The organism is Deltaproteobacteria bacterium (assembly GCA_016208165.1).
GTDB lineage: Bacteria > Desulfobacterota > Desulfarculia > JACQYL01 > JACQYL01 > JACQYL01.
The window spans coordinates 53,685-75,904 of the sequence record JACQYL010000051.1 but is presented as its reverse complement, the minus strand read 5'-3'; the positions used below and the strand labels follow the sequence as shown (position 1 = coordinate 75,904).

20 protein-coding genes and 1 pseudogene are annotated in these 22,220 nt (G+C 55.7%); 15 read left to right on the top strand and 6 right to left on the bottom strand.

From position 1 onward, the window contains the following. Positions 1-759: 759 nt before the first annotated feature. A complete protein-coding gene (locus tag HY788_10970; protein MBI4774682.1) occupies positions 760-1,941 on the bottom strand; it encodes an ATP-binding protein in 1,182 nt (393 codons plus the stop codon). Between the two features lie 761 nt (positions 1,942-2,702). Beyond that, positions 2,703-2,906, bottom strand: a complete 204-nt coding sequence (locus tag HY788_10965) for a hypothetical protein (GenBank protein MBI4774681.1) — start codon at positions 2,904-2,906, stop codon at positions 2,703-2,705. A gap of 289 nt (positions 2,907-3,195) precedes the next feature. Here HY788_10965 and HY788_10960 point away from each other — a divergent pair, with 289 nt between their 5' ends. From HY788_10960 to HY788_10920, 9 genes are all read left to right on the top strand, one after another. Further along, positions 3,196-4,308 (top strand): TlpA family protein disulfide reductase, encoded by a 1,113-nt coding sequence (locus HY788_10960; GenBank protein MBI4774680.1) that lies wholly within the window; start codon positions 3,196-3,198, stop codon positions 4,306-4,308. 276 nt (positions 4,309-4,584) lie between these two features. Then, positions 4,585-5,031 carry a universal stress protein gene (locus tag HY788_10955; GenBank protein MBI4774679.1) on the top strand — a complete coding sequence of 149 codons (447 nt, stop codon included), beginning with the start codon at positions 4,585-4,587 and terminating at the stop codon, positions 5,029-5,031. Positions 5,032-5,376: 345 nt separating this feature from the next. Then, on the top strand, positions 5,377-6,795 hold the full coding sequence (locus tag HY788_10950) for an MFS transporter (protein MBI4774678.1): 1,419 nt from the start codon (positions 5,377-5,379) through the stop codon (positions 6,793-6,795). A 102-nt stretch (positions 6,796-6,897) separates the two neighbouring features. Then, complete coding sequence (locus tag HY788_10945; protein ID MBI4774677.1) at positions 6,898-8,871, top strand: hydantoinase/oxoprolinase family protein; 1,974 nt, start codon at positions 6,898-6,900, stop codon at positions 8,869-8,871. A gap of 259 nt (positions 8,872-9,130) precedes the next feature. Further along, on the top strand, positions 9,131-10,552 hold the full coding sequence (locus HY788_10940; protein MBI4774676.1) for a hydantoinase B/oxoprolinase family protein: 1,422 nt from the start codon (positions 9,131-9,133) through the stop codon (positions 10,550-10,552). Between the two features lie 417 nt (positions 10,553-10,969). Then, positions 10,970-11,896 carry a lipase family protein gene (locus tag HY788_10935; GenBank protein ID MBI4774675.1) on the top strand — a complete coding sequence of 309 codons (927 nt, stop codon included), beginning with the start codon at positions 10,970-10,972 and terminating at the stop codon, positions 11,894-11,896. Positions 11,897-11,982: 86 nt separating this feature from the next. Further along, positions 11,983-12,273, top strand: coding sequence for a zinc ribbon domain-containing protein (locus HY788_10930; GenBank protein ID MBI4774674.1), 291 nt, complete (start codon positions 11,983-11,985; stop codon positions 12,271-12,273). A gap of 131 nt (positions 12,274-12,404) precedes the next feature. Then, positions 12,405-12,887 (top strand): NAD(P)H-dependent oxidoreductase, encoded by a 483-nt coding sequence (locus HY788_10925; GenBank protein ID MBI4774673.1) that lies wholly within the window; start codon positions 12,405-12,407, stop codon positions 12,885-12,887. 131 nt (positions 12,888-13,018) lie between these two features. Further along, on the top strand, positions 13,019-13,192 hold the full coding sequence (locus tag HY788_10920; GenBank protein MBI4774672.1) for a hypothetical protein: 174 nt from the start codon (positions 13,019-13,021) through the stop codon (positions 13,190-13,192). 485 nt (positions 13,193-13,677) lie between these two features. Here the strand turns inward: HY788_10920 and HY788_10915 are convergent, their stop codons facing one another. Beyond that, entirely contained in the window at positions 13,678-15,102 is a 1,425-nt protein-coding gene (locus HY788_10915; protein ID MBI4774671.1) for a DUF4139 domain-containing protein, read from the bottom strand. 87 nt (positions 15,103-15,189) lie between these two features. After that, the gene (locus HY788_10910) at positions 15,190-16,095 is read right to left on the bottom strand and encodes a diguanylate cyclase (protein MBI4774670.1); all 906 of its coding nucleotides are present in this window, start codon (positions 16,093-16,095) and stop codon (positions 15,190-15,192) included. Positions 16,096-16,276: 181 nt separating this feature from the next. On the opposite strand from HY788_10910, the gene HY788_10905 reads away from it, so the two are divergent. Beyond that, entirely contained in the window at positions 16,277-16,504 is a 228-nt protein-coding gene (locus HY788_10905) for a DUF4911 domain-containing protein (protein MBI4774669.1), read from the top strand. Positions 16,505-16,519: 15 nt separating this feature from the next. On the opposite strand, the pseudogene HY788_10900 reads toward HY788_10905, so the two are convergent. Continuing rightward, a pseudogene (locus HY788_10900) lies at positions 16,520-17,079 on the bottom strand (rhomboid family intramembrane serine protease). A 298-nt stretch (positions 17,080-17,377) separates the two neighbouring features. Here HY788_10900 and miaB point away from each other — a divergent pair. From miaB to HY788_10875, 5 genes are all read left to right on the top strand, one after another. After that, a complete protein-coding gene (gene miaB, locus HY788_10895) occupies positions 17,378-18,724 on the top strand; it encodes a tRNA (N6-isopentenyl adenosine(37)-C2)-methylthiotransferase MiaB (protein MBI4774668.1) in 1,347 nt (448 codons plus the stop codon). Next, positions 18,721-19,218 carry a bifunctional nuclease family protein gene (locus HY788_10890; GenBank protein MBI4774667.1) on the top strand — a complete coding sequence of 166 codons (498 nt, stop codon included), beginning with the start codon at positions 18,721-18,723 and terminating at the stop codon, positions 19,216-19,218. Before miaB ends, HY788_10890 begins: the two co-directional genes overlap by 4 nt. A gap of 116 nt (positions 19,219-19,334) precedes the next feature. Further along, on the top strand, positions 19,335-19,988 hold the full coding sequence (locus HY788_10885) for a histidinol phosphate phosphatase domain-containing protein (GenBank protein ID MBI4774666.1): 654 nt from the start codon (positions 19,335-19,337) through the stop codon (positions 19,986-19,988). Between the two features lie 156 nt (positions 19,989-20,144). Beyond that, complete coding sequence (gene rsmD, locus HY788_10880) at positions 20,145-20,741, top strand: 16S rRNA (guanine(966)-N(2))-methyltransferase RsmD (GenBank protein ID MBI4774665.1); 597 nt, start codon at positions 20,145-20,147, stop codon at positions 20,739-20,741. A gap of 274 nt (positions 20,742-21,015) precedes the next feature. Continuing rightward, complete coding sequence (locus HY788_10875; GenBank protein ID MBI4774664.1) at positions 21,016-21,309, top strand: integration host factor subunit alpha; 294 nt, start codon at positions 21,016-21,018, stop codon at positions 21,307-21,309. A 6-nt stretch (positions 21,310-21,315) separates the two neighbouring features. On the opposite strand, the gene HY788_10870 is transcribed toward HY788_10875, so the two are convergent. After that, on the bottom strand, positions 21,316-22,092 hold the full coding sequence (locus tag HY788_10870; protein ID MBI4774663.1) for a septal ring lytic transglycosylase RlpA family protein: 777 nt from the start codon (positions 22,090-22,092) through the stop codon (positions 21,316-21,318). Between the last annotated feature and the right edge of the window lie 128 nt (positions 22,093-22,220).

Here is a 22,220-nt window from a genome sequence, read left to right as displayed (position 1 = left end):
TGGTGCGGACGTCGGTACCAACCTGATCGACGGACACATGAGATCGATCGCGGACGCGATCGGCCGGGCGGGTGCGGACGTCGGTACCAACCTGATCGACGGACACTATATCTGGCTGCTTATTCCCGGCAACCGCACACAGGTGCGGACGTCGGTACCAACCTGATCGACGGACACGTGGGGGATAACATGACTTCCGCTCCTATAGTTCTGGTGCGGACGTCGGTACCAACCTGATCGACGGACACTGGACAAGGTCAATGGGGCATGGGGTCAAATCTGCTCTTGACTCTTGCTCCATCGGTCTTTCAAACCAAAATTTCAGCGATGGCCGCCTCCAACTCAAGTTGTAAGTGTAATTTAAGCCTGTTACGCCGATCTCGTCCGTAAGACCCCTCGACAACCCCTTTCATTAGAAAGCTCGCGACCGCGGCCGTCGAGTAGTAACGTCAACCCCAAATTGACTCACCTTGATCAGCGAAAAATGACCCCCCCTTTAGTTTGGTTGTAGGTTTCGTTTGCCACCCTACCGGGATGGCGCTTGGATCGGCTGACAACGTAGAGAGCCACAGGCGCGACCGGAGTTGTCAGCCGAAGCCCACCGCTATCTGGGGCGGGCCGATCCGTGATGGATCATCTGCGACTACAACGACACCTTCTTTCCCCTGCAACTGACGCCGGGGGCCGTCCTTCGCATCCCATCCGCCGAACATGCCGCGATGGGGCTCCTCGAGTGATCGCCGAAGATCGGGAGCATCTTCACTCGGAGGGAACGGTCAGCGTCTGCCAGATATTTTCCACGTGGAGCGGATTGAGAACGCGGACGCGCCGGACGTTGAACGTCTGCTCGCCGTTGTAGAGGACCGCGCCGGGCTGGACGCGCTTGACGCCCAGCGTTTGGAACCACTCGAGTTGTTTGACGAACTCGGTGGAAAACGTCGCCGCGGATTTAATTTCCACAGGCGTGAGCACGCCCTTTTCCCTGATCAGCAGATCGATCTCGTTGCCGTGGGAGTCCCGAAAGAAATAGATTTCCGGCCTGATTCCCCTGTTGAGGGCGCTTTTCACGATGTCCGCGATGACGAGGTTCTCGTACAGGTTTCCCCGCAAAGGGTCGCGGGAAGCCTGCTCCGCCGTGTGGATGCCGAGCAGAAAGGCGTCGAGACCGACGTCGGTGAAATAGATCTTGGGCGACTTGATCACCCGTTTTTGGACGTTCTCAAAGAATGGAGGCAGTTCGAACACGACATATGACGCCTTCAGAACCGAGAGCCAGTTTCTGATCGTCGTGCTGGAAGCGCCCACATCGTTGCCGAGCGAGGCGAGGTTGACGACCTGTCCCACCCGGCCGGCCAAAAGGGTGAGAAACTTCTGGAACAGCGACAAATCGCGCAACTGAATCAATGCGCGGACATCCCGCTCGACGTAGGTCTGCAGGTAGCCGTTGAAAAACCTGCGCGGCTCCAAACCCTCTTCGTGAAGCCTGGGGAAAAATCCGCGATGGATCAAGTCGAAGGGGTCCCGCGCCGAGTCGTAGCGGCGGACTTCATGAAGGGAGAACGGCCACAGGGACAGCATGGCCGTCCGGCCCGCCAACGACTGGCTGATCGCCTCGTGTAGTTGCGGTTGATGACTGCCGGTCAAGATGAACCGCCCGCGTTTCCGGGTCTTGTCGACCATCCCCTGAACATAGGAAAGCAGGACCGGAAGCCGTTGCACTTCGTCCAGGATGCCGCCGTTTTCCATCTGCGCGAGGAATCCCCGCGGATCAGCTTCAGCCGCCATACGGACATCCGGGTCTTCCAGGGAGAAGTACGGCATGTCCGGGAACGTCATCCGAGTCAGGGTGGTCTTCCCCGATTGGCGAGGACCGAGGATGGTCACCACGGGATACTCCGCGGTGGATTGAACCAATTCTTCCGTGATGTCTCGAGTGATCATGGCATTAGGATAAAACGTGCTTGTGCAAAAAAGCAAGTTAAACTTCCGATTTGCACAAAAAACGGGTTCCGGCCGGGATGCCCTATCGAGAGGCAGTATGGACATAGGAACCGAGCCCCGGGGGGTTCCCCGCCCTGTCCATTCCGACACCTCGCGTCCCGCGCCGGTAAGTATCCGGTGGAGTCCGCCCCTTCGGCGGGCCGACCGGAGACCGGCGCATGGACCAAGGTCCTTGATTACGACGAACTCGATGGCGGCAACACCGAGAACAATTGTCCCGAATGAAAAAGCTGGAATGGGCGTGGGGTCACATCTGCTCTTGGCTCTTGTAGCCTCGGATTTCCAGACTGAAGTTCAACAGCAGTTTAAGAGTTACAGGGGCAAAGTAGTCCATAAAGTCAGTAACAGCAATAGGTTAAGATTAACTAGCTTGTAAGAGCCATCTGTCGTTGACCTGGAAGCCGAAGGCGGCCGGGATTGGAGCCTGGATGTCGTTGGATGGTTCGATCATGGGGTGGGGTTTTCGTTGCTTATCGGAGAGCTTGCCTGGCCCTAGGGCACATTTAACACTGGGGGGGAGGCAATAGACCATGATTCCCTGATCTGGGCGCCTACGATCGGTGCCTCAAGGCAGCCCCCTCTCGCCGCAGACGCAATCGCATTCAACCGCAAAACCCGCTCGCGCGGGTTTTGGATGTTGTTTCATTTATGTAATTTCACGTCCCACGATAGGGATCGAGAGACGTTACCAGTTCGCACTGTTAGTGGAATCCGACGGGACAGAACACACTGGATCGGTGATCCGATCTGCAGAAATACTCATCCGAGTTGCCGATCGTACTCCTGTGACTGGAAACCCACTCCGCCCAGTCATCGGGCCAGTATTCAATCGACGGACGGACACCTCCTCCACCGAATTCCGCCTGTTCGGATAAAAACTCTCTCAATGTCTTTTCTTTCGTCATGTAAAAGCACCTCCTTCTAATCGTCCCCTTCTTATGAAAAGGGTATGTACGACCGCGGGAAAGTCAAGGTAAGCGCTTCGGGGGATCTTTGAAGACGCGCTTCCATCCATTCATGCGGGCGTTACCGCGCGGCGTGACCTCCATCCCGGCAACCCTCGGTAAGTACTCCCCAAATGGAATGGACACACCGGTTCCGAATGAGGTAGATTATGTACACGAATGAGACAGGCGTACGTTTGCTTCCCATGAACCTTCTTCGGCGCAATGCCGCGTCAGGGGATTTACTGGTATGAAAACATCCGTTCGTTTCCTGATTCTCGCAGGGTTGATACTCTCCCTTGTCATTTGGGGACAGGCCCGCGCACAGGAAAAGCCGCTGATTCAAGCGGGAGACACGTTCCCCGAGGTCACGATGCCCGCTCCCAGAGCCGCCGGCGATAAGGCGTATCTTGGGCTTGGAACCGCTCCCGATTTCACGTTGAATCAGGTATCGGCCGACGTCATTCTCGTCGAACTGCTGAGCGTTTACTGTTACAGCTGCCAGAAACAGGCGCCCATCTTCAACAAGCTGTACGAGCTGATTGAGGGCGATCCCAAAGCCAGGGGGCGTATAAAACTCCTGGGAATCGCGGTAGGAAGCGAGGATTTGGAAATCGACGAGTTCCGCCGGGAGTACAAAGTAACTTTCCCCATTATCCAGGATCCTGAATTCGAGATCTACCATGAGCTGGGAGGAACACGAACGCCGTTCTCCATGTTTGTACGTAAGGGTCCTTCTTCAAAAGAGATCCTGGTGGCTTCCACCCATATGGGGTTCGACATGGAGTACAAAAAACTTCTCGAACAACTGGTCCGTCTGGCGGATACGGACATCTCGAGTCTAAGCGCGCAACTGAAGAAGCCGGAAGCCGCGGCGGAAAAAGTCGAACCGGTTCTGGCGGGACCGGAGCTGGAAGCCAAGGTGGCCGCTCTCATGGAAGAAGCCCTCGGCCGGCAGGTTCAACCGGAAAAGCTCGGTTTAGAGAGCGGCAGAACGGTGTATACGGCGACATCGGGAGAAGGGAAGGAGGCGCGGCGCATGTTCGCGGAGGTTGTGGCCCGGGAAGTCCCCTGCGATATGTGCCATGCCGTGCACTTCATCTATGTGTTCGACCCTTCCGGAAAGGTGATCCTTTTCCAGGCCCTGCAACTGACCAAACATGGGAACGAACCCATGACCGCGGATGAGGTGGCCAAATTGAGGCGGCATGTCGTGGGCTCAGCCATGAATGGCCGGCTACACTTCGATGTAAAGGTGGACGCCGTCGCGCAGGCCACGATCACTTCGGCCGTGGTGTACGACAGCCTGTCCAACGGACCGGCCCTTCTCGAGGAATTAAAGCAAAAGGGATTGATCCGATAACAAATAAACCCTTTACAATCAGACTAGAATGAGCACTATATAGCCCAAGTTGCCTTTGCCCACGGAAACGGGCGAACGGTTTTTTCGATACACAAATTCGCATAAATCACCTTTACCCTGTTGCACCGGGAAATCCAGTACATGGATGACGGTCTCCTGTGCCGAAGACCGTTCGAGCCCGGGATTCAATGCATTCCTTGCCCCCGGCGGACTGGATCTTGCTGTTGATGACAGCGCAGTTTTTTTGGATAAGAATCCTGACGAGGAGGAGTACCTATGGAAATGAAAAAAATCTTATGGCCTACCGATTTTTCGAAAAGCGCCGCAGCGGCCTTGCCGTACGTCAATTCGCTCACCAAGAAATTTGACGCCGAAATCCATGTTCTTTACGTAATTGAAGACATTGCGAGACACGCTCCCTGGTACGGAGAGTTCGGGAAAGAACACGTGGATAAACTTCTCGAGTGGGAAGAAGAAACCGCGCACAAGCATCTCGACGACATCTGCATGAGGCATCTCGAGGGGTGCCGTCTGTACATCAAACACGTGGCCGTGGGCGACCCTGCTGAACAGATTCTCAAGTTCATCGAAAAGGAAAAGGTGGACTTGGTGATCATGGCCAAGCATGGCAGAAAAGCCCACTTTGCGTTCGGCAGCGTGGCCGACAAAGTCGTCAAGCATTCGCCGGTTCCCGTTGTCACGATACCGGTGGAAAAGGAATAGGAAATTCTGTCTGCTAACCCCCGCTTTCAGGAGCGGGGGGTGCTTTTCCATGCCGGCGATCTGAAATCCCAAAGGGGTTCGGCCGCTTCAACAGCCTCCTCCCGGTTTCTCCCTTTTGATCCAAGCGTTGCGCCCTTCGAGGGGTTCGCAACCGCTTTCCCGGATAGAGGATAGCCCGGAAAGGCTTGACACCCGGCCGAGTTTAGCCCTACCGTCGCCTAACCCGGGTTGGTTGTCCGCCGATAGCGGTGCATCCGCCACGATTCACCATCACCTTGTCAAGAGACGAAATTGCAAGAAACCCCTCAAGATCAAACGCTGACCGATTCCCGCAGGTGGTGGGCCATGGCGGGTATCGGTCTGGGCGTGCTCATGGCCACCATCGACGCCAGTATCGTCAACGTGGCGTTGCCCACGCTGGTGGAAACACTTCACACCGATTTCGCGACGGTTCAATGGGTAGTGATCAGCTATGTTCTTGTGATCACCTCTCTCGTGATCGGTGTGGCCCGGCTGGGGGATATGCTGGGACGCAAGCGAGTCTACACGGCGGGACTCGCCCTGTTCACCCTGGGGTCCCTGCTCTGCGGAATGGCTCCCACCGTGGGTTGGCTCATCGGTTTCCGTGCGTTGCAGGGCTGCGGAGCCGTGATGGCGCAAGCCCTCGGCGCGGCCCTAGTGGCCATGATTTTTCCCGCGTCCGAAAGAGGAAGGGCGTTGGGGATCGTCGGCAGCATCGTGGCCGTGGGACTCTCGATCGGTCCGGCCCTGGGCGGCCTCCTTATCGGATGGGTGGGCTGGCGAACGATCTTCCTGGTGAACGTACCCGTGGGATTGATGGCGGCGATCATGGTCGGGCGCTTTGTGCCGACCGACCTCCCGGGCTCCCCTAATCAGAAATTCGATCCTCTTGGCGCGGTGGTTCTGCTGGCCACCCTGGTCTGTTACGCCATTGGCATGACTTTGGGACAAAAGTGGGGGTTCGGGAATTCCCATGCCCTCATCTTGCTGGTGGCCGCAGCGTTGGGTTTCGCTTTCTTTCTGATCGTCGAGGGCTCGGTGGCCCACCCCATGATCAAACTCGGGATGTTTCGGAACGCACTGTTCAGCATCAACCTGATCATGTCGCTCCTGGTGTTCGTGGCGCTGGCGGGCACTTTTATTCTTCCGTTTTTCCTCGAGCTCGTCCTGGAATATCGGACCGAACAGGTCGGACTTATGATGATGGTGGTTCCAGTGACCATGGGGATCGTGGCGCCGGCCTCCGGCATGCTGGCGGACCGCTTCGGTCCGAGGGGTATCACCTTGCTGGGTCTGACGCTCGCTGCGGCGGGATGCGTGATCATCAGCACGCTGGATTCCGGTGTTGCCCCGCTCGGGTATATACTCCGCCTGACGCCGCTGGGCTTAGGGCTGGGCATGTTCCTGTCTCCGAACAACAGCGCGATCCTGGGTGAGGCCCCCCGTGAGCACATCGGAATCGCGTCGGGCTTGTTGTCCCTGTCCAGGACCTTGGGTAACACCTCCGGATTTCCATTGATGGGAGCGCTCTTCTCGTCCTGCGTGCTGGCAGCGGCCGGGTTGCCGCCGGCCACGAGTGTAACGGCCGCGCCCGTGGAAGCGCTCCAAATCGGGGTGACGGGCGTTTTCCGGATCGCCTCGGTCGTCATTTTCTGTTCCGCCATGTTAGCGGCGCTCGCTTATTGGATCGAACGCAAACGACATACCGCGGACACGGGCCCAAGGCAATCCGGGTCGCCATAATCGTTCCTGTTCCCGGAGTCCGGTCGAGGAAGGACGATTTGGAAGGTTTTCTCCCCGTACTCATCACGAACCGTTTCCACCTGCACGCGATCGGAGATGGCCATGGTCGTTATAGGCATAGACACCGGGGGCACCTTCACGGATTTCATATTCCGGCACGGGGAACAGTGGGAACTGTACAAGTGTCTCTCCACCCCATCCAACCCCGCGGAAGCCATCCTCGATGGCCTGCGTCACATCGCCGCGCAGGGTGAAAAAACCATTGTGCACGGGTCCACCGTGGCCACCAACGCCATTCTCGAACGCAAGGGGGTGAAAACCGCGCTGGTGACCAATCGAGGGTTCGAGGACGTGATCGAAATCGGACGTCAAAACCGCACTCGCCTCTACGACCTCAAATACAGGCGAGAGCCTCACATCGTGCCGAAATCGCTCCGGTTCGGCGTCGCGGGTCGAGTCGGATGCAACGGCGAGATCCATGAATCCTTCGACGAGTCCGGAGCACGGGAAACGGCCCGGCGCATTCTGGAGGAAAACGCCGAGTCGGTGGCCGTCTGCTTCCTCTTCTCTTTTGCCAATCCGGATCACGAGCGCACCATGAAACGTATCCTCGAGGATTCCGGAATTTCCGTATCCGCCTCTCATGAAATTCTTTCCGAGTTTCGTGAATACGAACGGACCTCGACCACGGTGATCAATGCCTACGTGTCCCCCGTGATGAAGAAATACATATCCCATCTTGCGAACTCCATGGAGCCGAAGGACCGCCTCCGGATCATGCAATCCAACGGCGGGGCCATATCAGCGGAAACCGCCATGACCGAACCTGTTCGCACCATACTGTCCGGTCCCGCGGGCGGAGTTGTGGGAGCCTTCGAAATCGGCAGGATCGCCGGTCGCCGGCGGCTCATCACGTTCGACATGGGCGGAACCTCGACGGACGTGTCCTTGATCGACGGAGGGCTTTCTCTGACCACCGAGTCCAAGATCTCCGAATACCCGGTAAAAGTGCCCATGGCGGACATCCACACCGTGGGCGCCGGGGGCGGCTCCATCGCGCGTCCGGACGCAGGCGGCTCCCTGAAAGTGGGTCCTGACAGCGCGGGGGCGGATCCCGGTCCCATCTGCTACGGAACCGGCCGAGACATCACGGTTACGGACGCCAATCTCTACCTGGGCAGACTGGCGCCGGAACGCTTCCTCGGAGGAAACATGCGCCTGCATCCGGAACGCCTGGGACCCTTCTTCGAGGCCATGGCCAAACCGTTGGGATTGACCCCCATCGAGCTGGCCCAGGGCGTTCTCGACGTGGCCAACACGAACATGGAAAAGGCCATCCGGGTCATCTCCGTCGAGCGGGGCTACGATCCCGCCGAATTCACCCTGTTCTCGTTCGGCGGCGCGGGACCCATGCACGCCGCGTTTCTGGCCCGCCTGCTGCATATCCCCGAGGTGCTGGCGCCCCAACATCCGGGAATCCTCTCCGCCATGGGTATGCTCATGGCCGACGTGGTCAAGGATTATTCGCAAACCGTCATGATCCAGGAAAAAGAATTGGACCAGGATGACCTTATCCAACAATTCCGAGCCCTCGAAAAACGCGCCTATCTCGATCTCCTCGAAGAAGGGGTTCAACAGGAACAGGCGCTCATGGAGCGTTACCTGGATATGCGCTACCAAGGTCAATCCTATGAAATCCTGGCGCCTTTCGGTGAAGACTGCATAGGCCGGTTTCACGAACTGCATGAAAGCACGTACGGTTACCGCAATCCTAACAAGTCCGTGGAAATCGTCAATGTGCGTCTGCGGGCCCGGGGGGTTCCGGACAAACCCGAATTCCGGCCATCGACCCTAGCCGGCGAAACGCCTCCGCCCGAGGCTTTCCTCGGCGAACGAAACGTGGTGTTCGACCTCGAGAACGTAAAGGCCAAGATTCTTTCCAGGGAACGCCTGATGCCGGGCAACCTCGTCCCGGGGCCGGCCATCGTGGCGGAATACAGCTCGACCGTGGTGATCCCCCCCTTCGCCCAAGGCCGCGTGGACCCCTACGGCAATTTTTTGTTGGAGATTGATTGAGTGCATCGCCGGTTTGAAAGTGGCCGAGGGGAACCCTTTGAGAAGGGTTCCCCTCGGACTCCCCTCCTAAACGTTTCAAGTTGTTTTGGGCGCGTTGCGCCCAAAACGAGGGCGACTTCACGGAAATCTTCGCTCCGGTTGCGTCGCCAAGCGGCGCAACCCACTCGAAGGATTTTGGAAGGGGTCCAGGGAAACCTTTTGCAAAAGGTTTCCCCGGGCATCTTCCCTCCAATAGATCAACCGACCTCTGGAGCCATGCATGGACGTACATCCGATTTTGCTGGAAGTGTTCAAGAACCGTTTTTCTTCCATTGCCGAAGAGATGGGTGTCACGCTGGTGCGCACGGCGTTTTCGCCCAACATCAAGGAGCGCCGGGACTGTTCGTGCGCCGTTTTCAATCGTAACGGGGACACGGTGGCCCAGGCCGCGCATATACCGGTGCATCTGGGCTCCATGCCCTTGTCCGTGAAATCCGCCATTGAAAGCGTCGGATTCCGGGACGGGGACATGGCCGTGTTGAACGATCCTTTCAAGGGCGGCACGCACTTGCCCGACATCACGGTGGTGGCGCCGGTGTTTTTCGGGGGATCCTCGCCTTCGTTTTATGTGGCCAACCGGGCGCATCATGCCGACGTGGGAGGTGAAGGGGATTTCGCGGCCCAGGTCATGTCGAACGTGACGGGCGTACGCCGCATCATCGGTCTTCTCGAGACCCATGGTCTCGAAACCCTGACCTTTTACGCCGACCGTTTGATCGACTATTCCGAGACCATCACCCGCAAGGCCATCGAGTCCATTCCCGACGGAGTATACGAGTTCGAAGACGTGATGGAGGACGACGGAAAGGGGCATGAAAACATCCGCATACACGTGCGGATTCAGGTCGAGGGAGACGGAATGACCTTCGACTTCGGCGGATCCGACGACCAGGTCCGGGGCGGCGTCAACGCGGTGTACGCCATCACCCTGTCCGCCGTGTTGTACGTATTGAGGTCCCTCATTTCCGAGGACATTCCACCCAACGCCGGATGTCTCAAGCCTATCCGCGTGAAGACCCGGAAAGGGTCCGTGGTGGACGCCCGTTTCCCCGCCGGAGTGGCGGCCGGCAACGTCGAGACATCCCAGCGTATCGTGGACGTGGTGCTAGGCGCTCTGTCCAAGGCCGTACCGGACCGGGTTCCGGCCGCGGGCCAGGGCACCATGAACAACGTGACCATCGTAGGCATCGATCCCCGGACCGACTTGCCCTTTGCCTACTACGAGACCCTGGCCGGCGGCATGGGCGCTTCGGCCGGCGGCCACGGCGAGCACGCGGTGCACTCGCACATGACCAACACCATGAATACGCCCGTGGAAGCGTTGGAATACAGCTACCCGTTTCTGGTTACCGAATATTCCATTCGGGAAGGTTCGGGAGGCAAGGGCCGGTTCAACGGAGGCAATGGCCTCACGCGTGAAATCCGGCTGCTGTCGGACGCGGAAGTCACGGTCCTGTCCGAACGTAGACGCGTTCCACCTTACGGCCTCATGGGCGGAAGCCCGGGCAAAACCGTCAGAAACGTCATCGCCCGAAACGGCGCACAAACAGAACAACCCGGCAAATTCAACGAAATCCTGTCCAAAGGAGACGTGGTTCGCATCGAAACACCCGGCGGCGGCGGATATGGGGAGGAAGATTGAAGGTGCGGATAACCTATTGATAGGATCGAGGGGAACCTTTTAAAAAAGGTTCCCCTCGAGCTCCCTTCCCAAATTTCTTGGGTTCGTTTTGGCGCCTATCCCCCAAAACGATGCCGGTTTCCATCCCTTCCGCCTCTCTATGACAGAGTCACTCCAGCCCTGATATGGTCGCTCGGGCAAAGGCCGGAGCCCGGAGACCCCCTTCGAAAGGTCCGAGGCAAATAATCTGGCCCCCTGCTGCAACCCCGATGAAATCCAAAGGGTGGCGCGGACAACTGGTTGTCTGCGTTGCGAAGCAACAAGAGGCTGCACCGGGAGTATGGGGCCATGCAATCCCGTACGGCCAATTTCTAGCTCCATCCATTTGCAGAAAATCCGGCGATGTGCTACAAAATCGGCATCCCAAGGAGCCCCTCCATGCCCGCGCTCAAGAAGAAATCCTTAACGGAACTCACCTGGAAGAGTATTGCTCCGCCGTATCTCGATTTCGAGTATTTCGCCGACTGCCGGAAGGTACCGTTCCGTCACCGGGCTCACCTGTTCGATCTGGCCAATGCCTGGTGGCTTGCCGAATGTTCGACCTTGGCCTATGCGGACGATGATTTTGTTATTCAGCAACTGGATCGCACGGATTTAGATGACGTCCGGTTTTTCAAGGGTAAAATCACGCAATGTTTCGTCGCGAATAATTCCCGCTGCGTCATTGTGGCCTTCAGGGGATCCGAGCTCCGCAAACGTCCGGGTGAAAACGATCTCTCCAACGTGTTCGCCGACTGGCTGACCAATTTCAGGTTCGTGCCCGTGGACTGGGGCCAGCGGGGTAAGGTGCACCAGGGATTCAAAGCGGCGCTGGATGAAGTGTGGCAGGAGCTTTCGGGGTATCTGGATACGCTGAAGGACCGACGCCGGACGGTGTGGGTCACGGGCCACAGCATGGGCGCGGCCGTGGCCACTCTCGCCGCGGACCGATACGGAAACGTGAGAGGCCTGTATACCTACGGTTCTCCCCGGGTAGGTGACGCGGACTTTAGAAGCGATTACTTCGTGGACACCTATCGCTTCGTCAACAACAAAGACATTGTGGCCAAGGTGCCTCCCCAAACCCTGTACGTGCACGTTGGAAATCTGAAGTTTATCGACGCCTACGGAGTGCTGCGCGACAACGAACTCCGCTGGGGAAGATGGGCGGACGATCTCGAGGACAAGGTCAGGAATATGTTCAGTTCTCTCGGCCGAATGGAACCGGGATTCTCGGGATTCGTGCCGGACGCGGTGAAAGATCATGCGCCGACCCTATACGCGATTCATATTTGGAACGCCCTGGTTGAGCTTCAGAACCATTGATTCCGATCGTTCCGCGGAGACAGAACCCGCTTGACAAATGGTGAAAAGCGACTATTTTAAAGAAAACGTTTTCAAAGGGGTTCGATATGCCGATATATGAATACGAGTGCACATGTTGCGGAAGAATTACGGAAGCGTGGCAGCGCTTTTCCGAGGATCCGCTCACGTGTTGCGAACATTGCAAGGGCGAGCTGAAGAAATTGATTTCGCAGAGTTCTTTTCACCTGAAGGGAACCGGGTGGTACGCAACGGACTATGCTCGAAAATCTTCTTCGTATTCCCCCCCCGGCCCTACGAAACCATCGGCCGGCAAAGACTCAGGGGAGTCGGCGAACAAGAGCGACAGCGGCTCCAAGAAGACCGACTCGTCCGACTAACGATGCACGATCATACATGACGATGAACTTGACCCGCCGAACGGCGGGTTTTTTGTCTGAACCATCCACTCGATCACAGGGACCCGGTTGTGAATCCATAGCGGGTTACCGGAAGAAGAGGAGTGCGGCTTATGCAGATTCTGGTGCTGTATCACTCGAAAACGAAAAACACGCTGAAACTGGCCGAGGCCATAGCCGGTGGCGTTAAAGAAGTGTCCGGGGTTGAAGCGGTTCTACGGTCCACCGAAGAGGTGACCAAGGAGGACTTCGTGAATTCGGCGGGCGTGATAGCCGGGTCTCCGGTTTATTTTGGGTGCATGGCCGCGGAATTGAAGTCCGTGTTCGACCGCTTTGTGGGTGTTCGAAAAAAGATGGAAAATAAGGTGGGCGCCGCCTTTACGACTTCCGGAGACGTTTCCGGCGGCAAAGAGACCACCATGATAAGTATTTTGCAGGTCATGCTTATCTACGGTATGATCATTGTTGGCGATCCTATGGACGCCACGGGCCATTACGGCGTTTCCTGCGTAGGAAAGCCGGACAGTCCGGCCCTGACGAACGGCGCCAAGTTGGGAGCCAGGGTGGCGGAATTGGCCCAGCGGCTGGCCAAATAGCCTGAGCGCTTGAGTAAGCGTGATTTGCCGGATGGCAAGTCGTGGGAGCCGGTTGATCGGTGTCCGTCACTCGCGCTCATAGGGCAAACGTTGGGCAAATCACGCGAGCCTCAATCACGGAGCTTCAAATCATGTGCGACGGATGTCGGGAAACGGCGGCAGTCGACCGCCAAATCGCGTTTCTCGAGAGCCTGATCCAAAGGCATTCGGAGAAGCAGGCGCCTCAAAACCAGGACCTGTTGCTGCGCGCCCGAGAGACGCTGGATCGTTTGTATCAGGAAAAGCGGATCGAAAACCACCAGTGATCGTGACGGATATTGGTTCAGCATTTACCGGGGACTTTCCATTGTGAACCAGAAAGGAAAGGTGCAGGCGTGTTTTGAGTGCCGGTGGTTTTACGTAACGTGGGACCCCCGGTTCCCCTACGGTTGTCGCAGTTTCAAGATGAAATCCCTCCAACTGCCCTGTATTGCCGTCCGGTCCACCTCGGGCAAGGAGTGCCTCTACTTCAAACCCAAGAAAATAAAACACACTGAAAAATAGGGGCCTATCGAAGGTATTGAATTTGTTGGGTTTCGTTCCTCAACCCAAGCTACTCTCCGACCGTGCCCGCATCAATCCGAAGGGGGTCCGCGTATGTCGCATCGGTCTTGTAGGTTGGGTTAGGGAGCGCAGCGAGCGTAACCCAACGTATTGAATTTGTTGGGTTTATGCCGCACCCTCCCGGAGGTCTGGGCCCCCGTTCGCGGAGTCGAGGGAACGGTTTGCTGAATCCACCCCAAAGGCCGGCTTACCTTTTGGATACGCTCGAATAGCTGACGGTCTCGACCTGCCCCGGTTGCACGCGGACTTCGAATCGGATGGTAAACGCGTCCTTTTTTACCCAGTCCCGGCTGCTCTTCGTTATCTGCCAGTCCCCTTCCAGATTCTCCTCGACAAAAATGGTAACGGCGTCGTTTTTGTGGTTGCTTACACGAATCTCATAGGATTCTTCCAGCACGGTGGGACTTAACCGACTGAAGTTCGTCTGACTTCTCTCCACCACCACGTCGAACGCTTTTCCCACTCGCACACGAACGTCTTCGTCCTTGGGCGTGTGATCCAGCGAATCCTCGCCGATAAACTGCAGGGTCTGGTCCGTGTCCGCTTTGTAAATGCGTAACTTTCCTTTGGGGAGGGGTACCCCGAGGCGGCTCTTCTGATCGTTTCGAAACACCAGCTCCACCTGGGCTTTATCTTTCTGGGTATCCGCCAGCTTTTCCCCCCAGAAACCGCGAGGGGCGCGGTAGAAGTATTCCTTTTTCACCGGCGTTCCGGTGGCGGACAGCAACGTCATCTGTTTGATCTGGCTGTCTTTGATGGTGCTGGGTCTGTCCAAGGTATAGAGATGATACTCGAAAAACGGCGTCTCTTTGAATTCGGGGGCGGCCTTATCCTCGGCCATGGCCATCATGACCCGCCTGGGCGGAGCCTCCGTTTCCTGATGAACGTCACCGGCGATCAGCTTGATCCGGGCGTCCTTGTAGGAGGAACCGGACTCGTTTCGAATGGTCACCCAGCACGTGAGATCCATGGAACGATCTTCCTGGTCGATGACGGCAACATAATCGGCCTTCCAGGAAATACCTCGCGTCAGGTACGAAACCTCGATGGTCTGATGTTTCTCTCCCCGGTTTTCAAGAAGCCATACGAGAGTCGGCTGGGAGTGCAGACCATCCGGCAGGGAGGGCAACACGGGGCGTCCCGGAGGATTCATATCGATTTCTTCCCCAACCTGGTAGACCGTGCCGGATTGAACGGACAAAAGCGTGGCTTCGGTCCTTTGTTCCACTCCGGTTTCCTTGATGCGATCCACAAGGATCACTTTCCTCCCTACGGACTTCTCCAATAGTCGCTGGGGCGTTATCAGGTCGAATTCGTAGTTCTGCTCCAAAACGGAAAGTTGGCCGGGATGCGTCAGCGATTTCAGAAAAACGGACGTGGGATCCATCTTTTCGGCGACGTCCAGAAACTCCATCAGGAAGGGCCCCTGTTTTAATTTGACACGACGTACGTCCTTCACGAGCCCAAGGTCTTCGTTATAGATCGTCAGGGCGATCTGTCGCTGTTCTTCGCTCGTGGAGGCGGGCTCGTCCGGGGATACGGCGAATGCATCCATCGAGATCGGTAATACCGCCAAAACCGCACTCAGGATGACCAGAAATCGTGCAAACATTACGGATCTCCAAAAGTTTTGAAACGTTCCAAGTAAGAGCTGAACTCGAGAGTCCGGCGGCTTCACTGGGGCGTCAAGTCCGCGACACTACTCATTTGAAGGATTGTCGGAGTAGAAGGTTACCAGGTTCCCGCCCTGTTTCTTAGCCGAATACAAAGCATCGTCGGCGCGTTTGATCAAAAGATAGAAGTGATTGTCATGCTCCATTCCGTCATCTTCGAGTTGAGCAAGTCCCAGGCTCAAGGACGTGGCGTTATACTTTCCTTTCAGATATTTCTTCCGAATCCGTTCGGCGACGCCCCTGGCCTGCTCGGCGGCGACCTGAGGCACGAGCACTCCGAATTCATCTCCTCCATATCTGAAGCTGATATCCATATCCTTTCGAATGGAGCAGGAGATTACTTCAGCCAGAAACCGAAGGACATCATCTCCGGCCTGATGTCCGAACCTGTCATTAAAAGGTTTGAACTTGTCTATGTCGATCAAAATCAGAAAAAGAGAAAATTTCTGGCGTAAGGCTCTGGCCACCTCTTCTTTGCCGCGCTCGTCGAAAAACCGTCGATTGTAAAGGTCCGTAAGTGCGTCCCGTACGGTCAAGCGCCGGAGCTCAGCCCTCAAATCCAGCTCCCTGAAGATGCGCAGTATCTTGGCGTGCAGCTCGTTGGCGTCGACGGGCTTGGTAATGAAGTCAGTGGCGCCCACATTGATCACGTCGGTATAACGATATTCCATGTTATACCCCGTCACGGCGATGAGCTCGATGTCGGGATATGATTTCTTAATGTTATCAATAAGATCGAGTCCGCTAATGTCGGGCATCTGGATGTCCGTGATGATGATATCAAATGGCCTCCGGCCTACCAGTTCGAGGGCTTCCCTGCCGTCCGCAGCGGTTTCCGCCTCGTATCCGAAGTGCTCCACGAATTCCTTCATGAGGTTTCGAATCTCTATCTCGTCATCCACGACTAAGACGCGTCTGCAAGTCACTTTCACGACCTCGTTTCTTCCCGGCGAATCTGATATCCCAATTAGTAAATGCTTAACCTTGCTTTGTCAAACCAACTCTGGAGGACAACCCCGGTTGTCGCTGACCTGAGTCCCAAGTGTGTCTGAAGAGTGGCGCGGATGCCGTAAACGTGGTACAAGAGTCCCACTTTCAACTAAACTACTTTGTATGGACTGTATTCAACGAGTATACTATATAGATCGGAGTCAACTGGCCTTCTTCAAATTCGTGCTCGAGGGGCATGAAGGCCTGGCTCTTATAACGACTCTGGATCCGAAAGTCGGGAAGATCGCTGTGTTCGTCCCCCCGGGTCGTGAAGGGGAGTTGGATACCATTCTGGAGGCCTTGGAAGCGGAGGTCCGCCTTCGTCCGGCCGAAGGCGAGGACAAATGCTGAGTGAAGAAGGGGCTGTCAGCCGCGGTTTCGGACCGACGGTGACCGCTTTCCCAGCATTAACACGAGTAGAACCATTCCGGCTAGGAACCCGCCTATGTGAGCAAACCAGGCTACGCCGGTCTGACTCGAGACGGCGCTTACCATCTGCAGCACCAACCATGCTCCCAGCAGCACACCCGCCGGGATCCTGACCAGTCGAACAATGATGAACACAAATACAAGCGTGGTCACCCTGGCGCGGGGATACATCAGAAAATAGGCAAGGCGTCCTCCACATTATTCCCGAAGATCCAGAGATAAAGCATATTTCCAGCCAGATGGAGCAATCCACCGTGAACAAACATGGCGGTGAGTGGTGTGAGGAATCTGGGCGCCGGGCTGTACCTCGTGACCTCCCCAATAGATTGAAAGTGAGTAATTTCGTAGGGAATCACGCCGAACTGCAGAACAAACCTGGTTTCCAGCCCGGGACCTAGTGCCGATTGGTACAGATACACCAATACGTTTAAACCCACCAGACTTATGGTTATGTAAGGCAGCGTTCGAGAAGGGTTTTCATCTTTCAGCCGAATCATACGATAACAGAGGCGGAAAAGAGAAATATAGCCTGCGAATCATGTGGTTTGCCGACACCTTTCACTCTTCATAAGATCCTATCCGGGCGTTGTTGGCAAGCTTTATTTTGGCGACGTCCGTTTTTATTCAGTTTGAAAAGCAACTTCGAACTTGATAAGATGCTCGTAAATTGAGAGATTTTCTATGCTGTCGCGTAAGATTCCCATCGCTAAGAGCGCGGTCCCGTCCTGTGTGCCGGTAAGTGTAACCCATTTGGTGTAATCGCACCGTTGCCGTTCTCTCCAGACAGGTTAAATAGTGACTAAACGGTTTCACATAACTACCTTCGGTTGCCAGATGAATGAGTACGACTCGTCGAAAGTCGCCAACATTCTGGCGCCGGTGGGCTACATCCGGACGGACGAGATCAGGGAAGCGGACCTGATCCTGATCAACACGTGCAGTGTCAGAGAAAAAGCCGAGCAGAAGGTTTACAGCCTCTTGGGCCGATTGAAACGATTCAAGCAACGAAAGCCTTCCACCCTCATAGGAGTGGGAGGATGCGTCGCTCAACAGAAAGGTGAAAGTCTTCTTGATCGGGTGGGACACTTGGACTTTGTGTTCGGGACGCACGCTTTTTTTGACTTGCCCCAAATTTTGGCCGAATTGTCGAACGGCACGAAGCGGTTATGTTATACTGATCTCCACTACAGGTTCGAAGAGAACCCAGCTGCGCAGCCTGGCTCCGCCTGCGAGACGGGAGTCAAAGGATTGATCACCATCATGCGGGGGTGCGACAACTTCTGCACATTCTGCGTGGTTCCGTACGTTCGGGGTCGGGAGGTGAGCCGGTCGGCGGAAAGCATTTTGAACGAAGCAACGGGTTTGCTGCGGGCCGGGGTCAAGGAGATTACCCTGTTGGGACAAAACGTCAATTCCTACCTGTCCCCGGACGAGCAGTTGGGGTTTTCGGAGTTGCTCGAACGGATGAACGAGTTGGACGGGCTTCAAAGGATCCGGTTTACCACCTCTCATCCAAAGGATTTGTCGCCGGCCTTGGTTTCCGCATTCGGAAGATTGTCGAAGCTCTGCCCGCATATACATCTGCCGCTGCAAAGCGGCTCCAACCGAATCTTAAAACGAATGAATCGGCGTTACACGCGCGAAGACTATCTGACCAAGATCGAGGATCTTCGAAAGGTTTGCCCTGATATCAGTATTACTACGGATCTTATCGTTGGTTTCCCAGGAGAATCGGAGGAGGATTTCCAGGAGACGCTGGATATGCTCCAAATGGTGAAGTTCGATGGCGCCTTTTCATTCAAGTATTCCGACCGCGTACCGGCCAAGGCCGTACGATTTGAGGACAAAATCTCCGAAGAAACAAAAAGCCGACGACTTCGTTCGCTTCAGGCGATCCAGAAAAAGATCACCATGGAACGCAATATGAGGTTCGAACGAAGGATCGAGTGGGTGCTGGTCGAGAGCCGCAATAAAAGAAATCCGCTTCAACTGACGGGCAGGATCGCCGGGAATCAGATCGTCAACTTTGAAGGATCCGAGGATCTCATAGGCCAAATCGTCCCAATCCGGATTGAAGAAGGGCTTCTGCACTCGCTTCGAGGGAGACCCGCATTATTCACCTGCCAAGGAGGGGCGCCATGACAGTAAGAATGAACATCAGCGGACTGACCGTTGACCCGATGACCAACAGTCCGATCCTCATTCTGAAGGAGAAGGACGGGGATAAGGTAATCCCCATCTGGATCGGCCTACTCGAAGCTACGGCCATTGCCAGCGAACTGGAAAAGGTGCGTTTTTCAAGGCCCATGACCCATGACCTGTATAAGAACACCACGGAACTGCTGGGTGCGAAAGTGTCGCGTATAGAGATATGCGACTTGAAAGACAACACCTACTATGCATTGATCCATTTTGAATTTCAGGATAAGACCCTGCAGATTGACGCGCGCCCATCGGATGCCATTGCCATTGCCCTGCGGGCCGAAGCGCCTATTTTTGTGAACGAGATCGTGTTCCAGAAATCGAAAAACATGGAACCTCATTATAAGGAATCCGTAAGCGGCGAAGAGGGCAAGAAATGGACCGAGATCCTCGAGGGGCTCGATCCCGATGATTTCGGAAAATACAAAATGTAATTCCTTCTCTCCCGGACGACGGTTTCACGCCCGGGATTCATACATCGGACGGCGTTGCGCTTGTTCTTCACGGAAGACATGGTGGGCCCCCTTAGAAAGGATCTTCCCCGACCAAAATGATAGATCTTCATACCCATTCCCTCTTTAGCGACGGTGAGTTGCTTCCTTCTGAACTGATTCGGCGTATCGACGCCATGAACTACGAGTACCTGGCCATCACCGATCACGGCGACGATTCGAATCTGGACTGGATTATACCGCGAGTGGTCAAGGTGACGCAGCGGGTCAATCGATATGCCGCCGTACAAACCATCCCCGGTGTTGAATTGACTCACGTCCCGCCTCCACTGATTTCCGAGTTGGCCGGAGAGGCGTACAAGTTGGGGGCTAAACTGGTGTTGGTCCATGGCGAGACCATCGTTGAGCCTGTGGCCGAGGGAACCAATCTTGCCGCCATTCAGGCGAAAGTGGATATCCTGGCTCACCCGGGACTGATTACCGAAGAGGAAGCCCGAATGGCTGCTGCGAACGGAGTCTGTCTGGAGATCAGCGCCCGAAAGGGACATAGCCTGGGAAATGGGAGGGTGGCGCGGATGGCGAAAAAAGCCGGCGCCAGGCTGGTTCTCAATACGGACGCCCATGCTCCCGGAGACCTGATTGGAAGCCATTTTGCCCGGCAAGTGGTGCTCGGAGCAGGCTTGACCGAGGCGGATTTCGAGGAAATGCTCTCCAATTCCAGGTCCTTGGCTCGAACAGCATTGGGCGTGTGATCCTCCGATCAAGTCGTCCTTTTCGGCGTAGTAACGGTGCTTCGACATATGCACATCCGAGCCGGTACGGCGGGATGCCGGTTAAGCAAGACCCCTCTGCGGACCGAAAGAGCTCCAGTCATCTGTTCGTTGTAACCCATCCTGGAAAGGAACCGTTTGCGAATCACCGGGGGCACGTTCAGGGGAAGGAAGATAACAGTCCCCAAAGGACTTGCTATCCGACCTACAGCCGATCTCGTCCGGGAAGCCATCTTCAACATCATCGGCCACGACCTGAGCGGTTGTTTTTTTCTGGATCTTTTCGCAGGAACCGGCGTACTCTCGCTTGAAGCATTAAGCCGTGGGTGCGAGGCGGCCGTTGTGGTGGACTTCAGCCCGAGAGCCCTGGAGTCCATTCGAAGGAATGCGGCCTCGTTGGATCTGACGGACCGGGTGCGGATCATACGGCACGACCTGCGCAAGGGATTGGGTCCGTTGGCAGGATTGGGCATGACATTCCAATTGGTTTTTATCGATCCCCCTTACGATAGCGGTCTCCTGGTTCCGACCCTCGAACGGCTCGATGCATCCGTGCTCCTGCAGCCGTCTTGTCTCGTAATCGCCGAGCATGCCGCGAAATCGGAGGCTATGCCGGCGTTTCGGAGACTCACGCAATGGACGCAGCGTAGTTACGGACAGAGCCGTATTACCATGTTCCAATACCGGCATGCGGAAGACTATCCGGGCGCAGACAAAGGACCCTTTTCACAATGACGCGCCAAACAGGCCTTTTGGGGATTAAAGGACCCAAACCGGCAATCATGTTAGATTGTTAAGATGATTTTTCGGCTTTTGGCGGCAGGTTTCAGCTGGTGAGCCTCTGTACTTCCGCATGTGCGGATCCAGAAACGGACACACCGAGACCTCGTGTTTGTGTTAAAGGCGCGTAGGTTTTCCTGACTACCAGAAAAAGCTTGACAAATTCATTACTTGTAGGGCATAGGAGCTATAGAAGGCTTTTTCAGACTCACGAAAGGAGAAGGGGTCCATGGCGTTAACCAAAGACAAAATTATCAACAACGTCTATGAGCAAGCCGGATTGAGCAAAAGCCAAGCGAGGCGGGTCGTCGAAAAGCTTCTCGAACTGGTCAAGTCTACTTTGGAAGAGGGCGACAATCTCCTTATTAGCGGGTTTGGAAAGTTCATGGTGAAAGACAAAAAAGCGCGCCGGGGACGAAACCCGCAGACCAAAGCAGACCTGCAACTACGCGCGCGCAAAGTGGTCGTATTCAAGACATCCGGAGTGCTTCGCAGAAGGATGAATCCGGATTTGGAAAGATAGGCCGCTTCAATCGGAGACAATAAACGAGTCTTCAAATCCAACTTGCTTCAATTGTCTGGCCTTTTCTTTAGCGCCGGTCAGGGTTCCGGCCTTAGCCACCCGTACCTGGTAAAAGAGTTGGTCTCCGCGATCGTATTCAACGATATGTGCGTCGCCATATGAATCCTTGAGTTTTGAAACCAATTGCTCCGCATTCTTTCTCACGGTGAAAGAGCCCACCTGGATGAAGAAGGTGCCGATACCATAGTCGGCCGCGGGCTCGTATATAGTTGTCGTCATGCCACCTTTCGTGACCGTCTTTTCTTTGCCCAAAGCCAAAACCTGAACACGCGCCGTGCCCGGTCCCACGACGCCGATCTCCTTGGCTGCTCTGAAAGAAAGATCGATCACGCGTCCTTTCACAAAAGGACCTCGATCATTGATCCTCACTTTAGCTTCTTTTCCACTCTCGAGATTTCGCACCAACACTACGGTATCGAAAGGCAGTATCGTATGGGCGGCGGTCATGGAAAACATGTTGTAATCTTCGCCGTTGGAGGTCCTCCGTCCGTGAAAATCGCTGCCATACCAGGAAGCGACGCCGATTTGCGAAAAACCGTCGGCGGTCTTCAAGGGACTGTAGCTCTGTCCGAAGACCTCGTAGGAGCCCTCGGGCACTTTGCCTTCCGGACGGACGGGGGGCTTCTTGGCGCTCAGCCACGCGCACGCCGAAAAAGACATGACCAGACACAGTACCAGAAGCTTTGACCATAACCGTAGAAATGTGAGCGCGCGTTCATTCATGTTTCGATTCCTTTTCTTTTACATGAATTATGGAACGATGGCGGGTGGAAATTCAAGGACAAACTGCCCGGAGCAGCCGTTATGCCCTTGAATCGGATGCCGTTCTGCTGCGGCGCCGACGGTGGAAT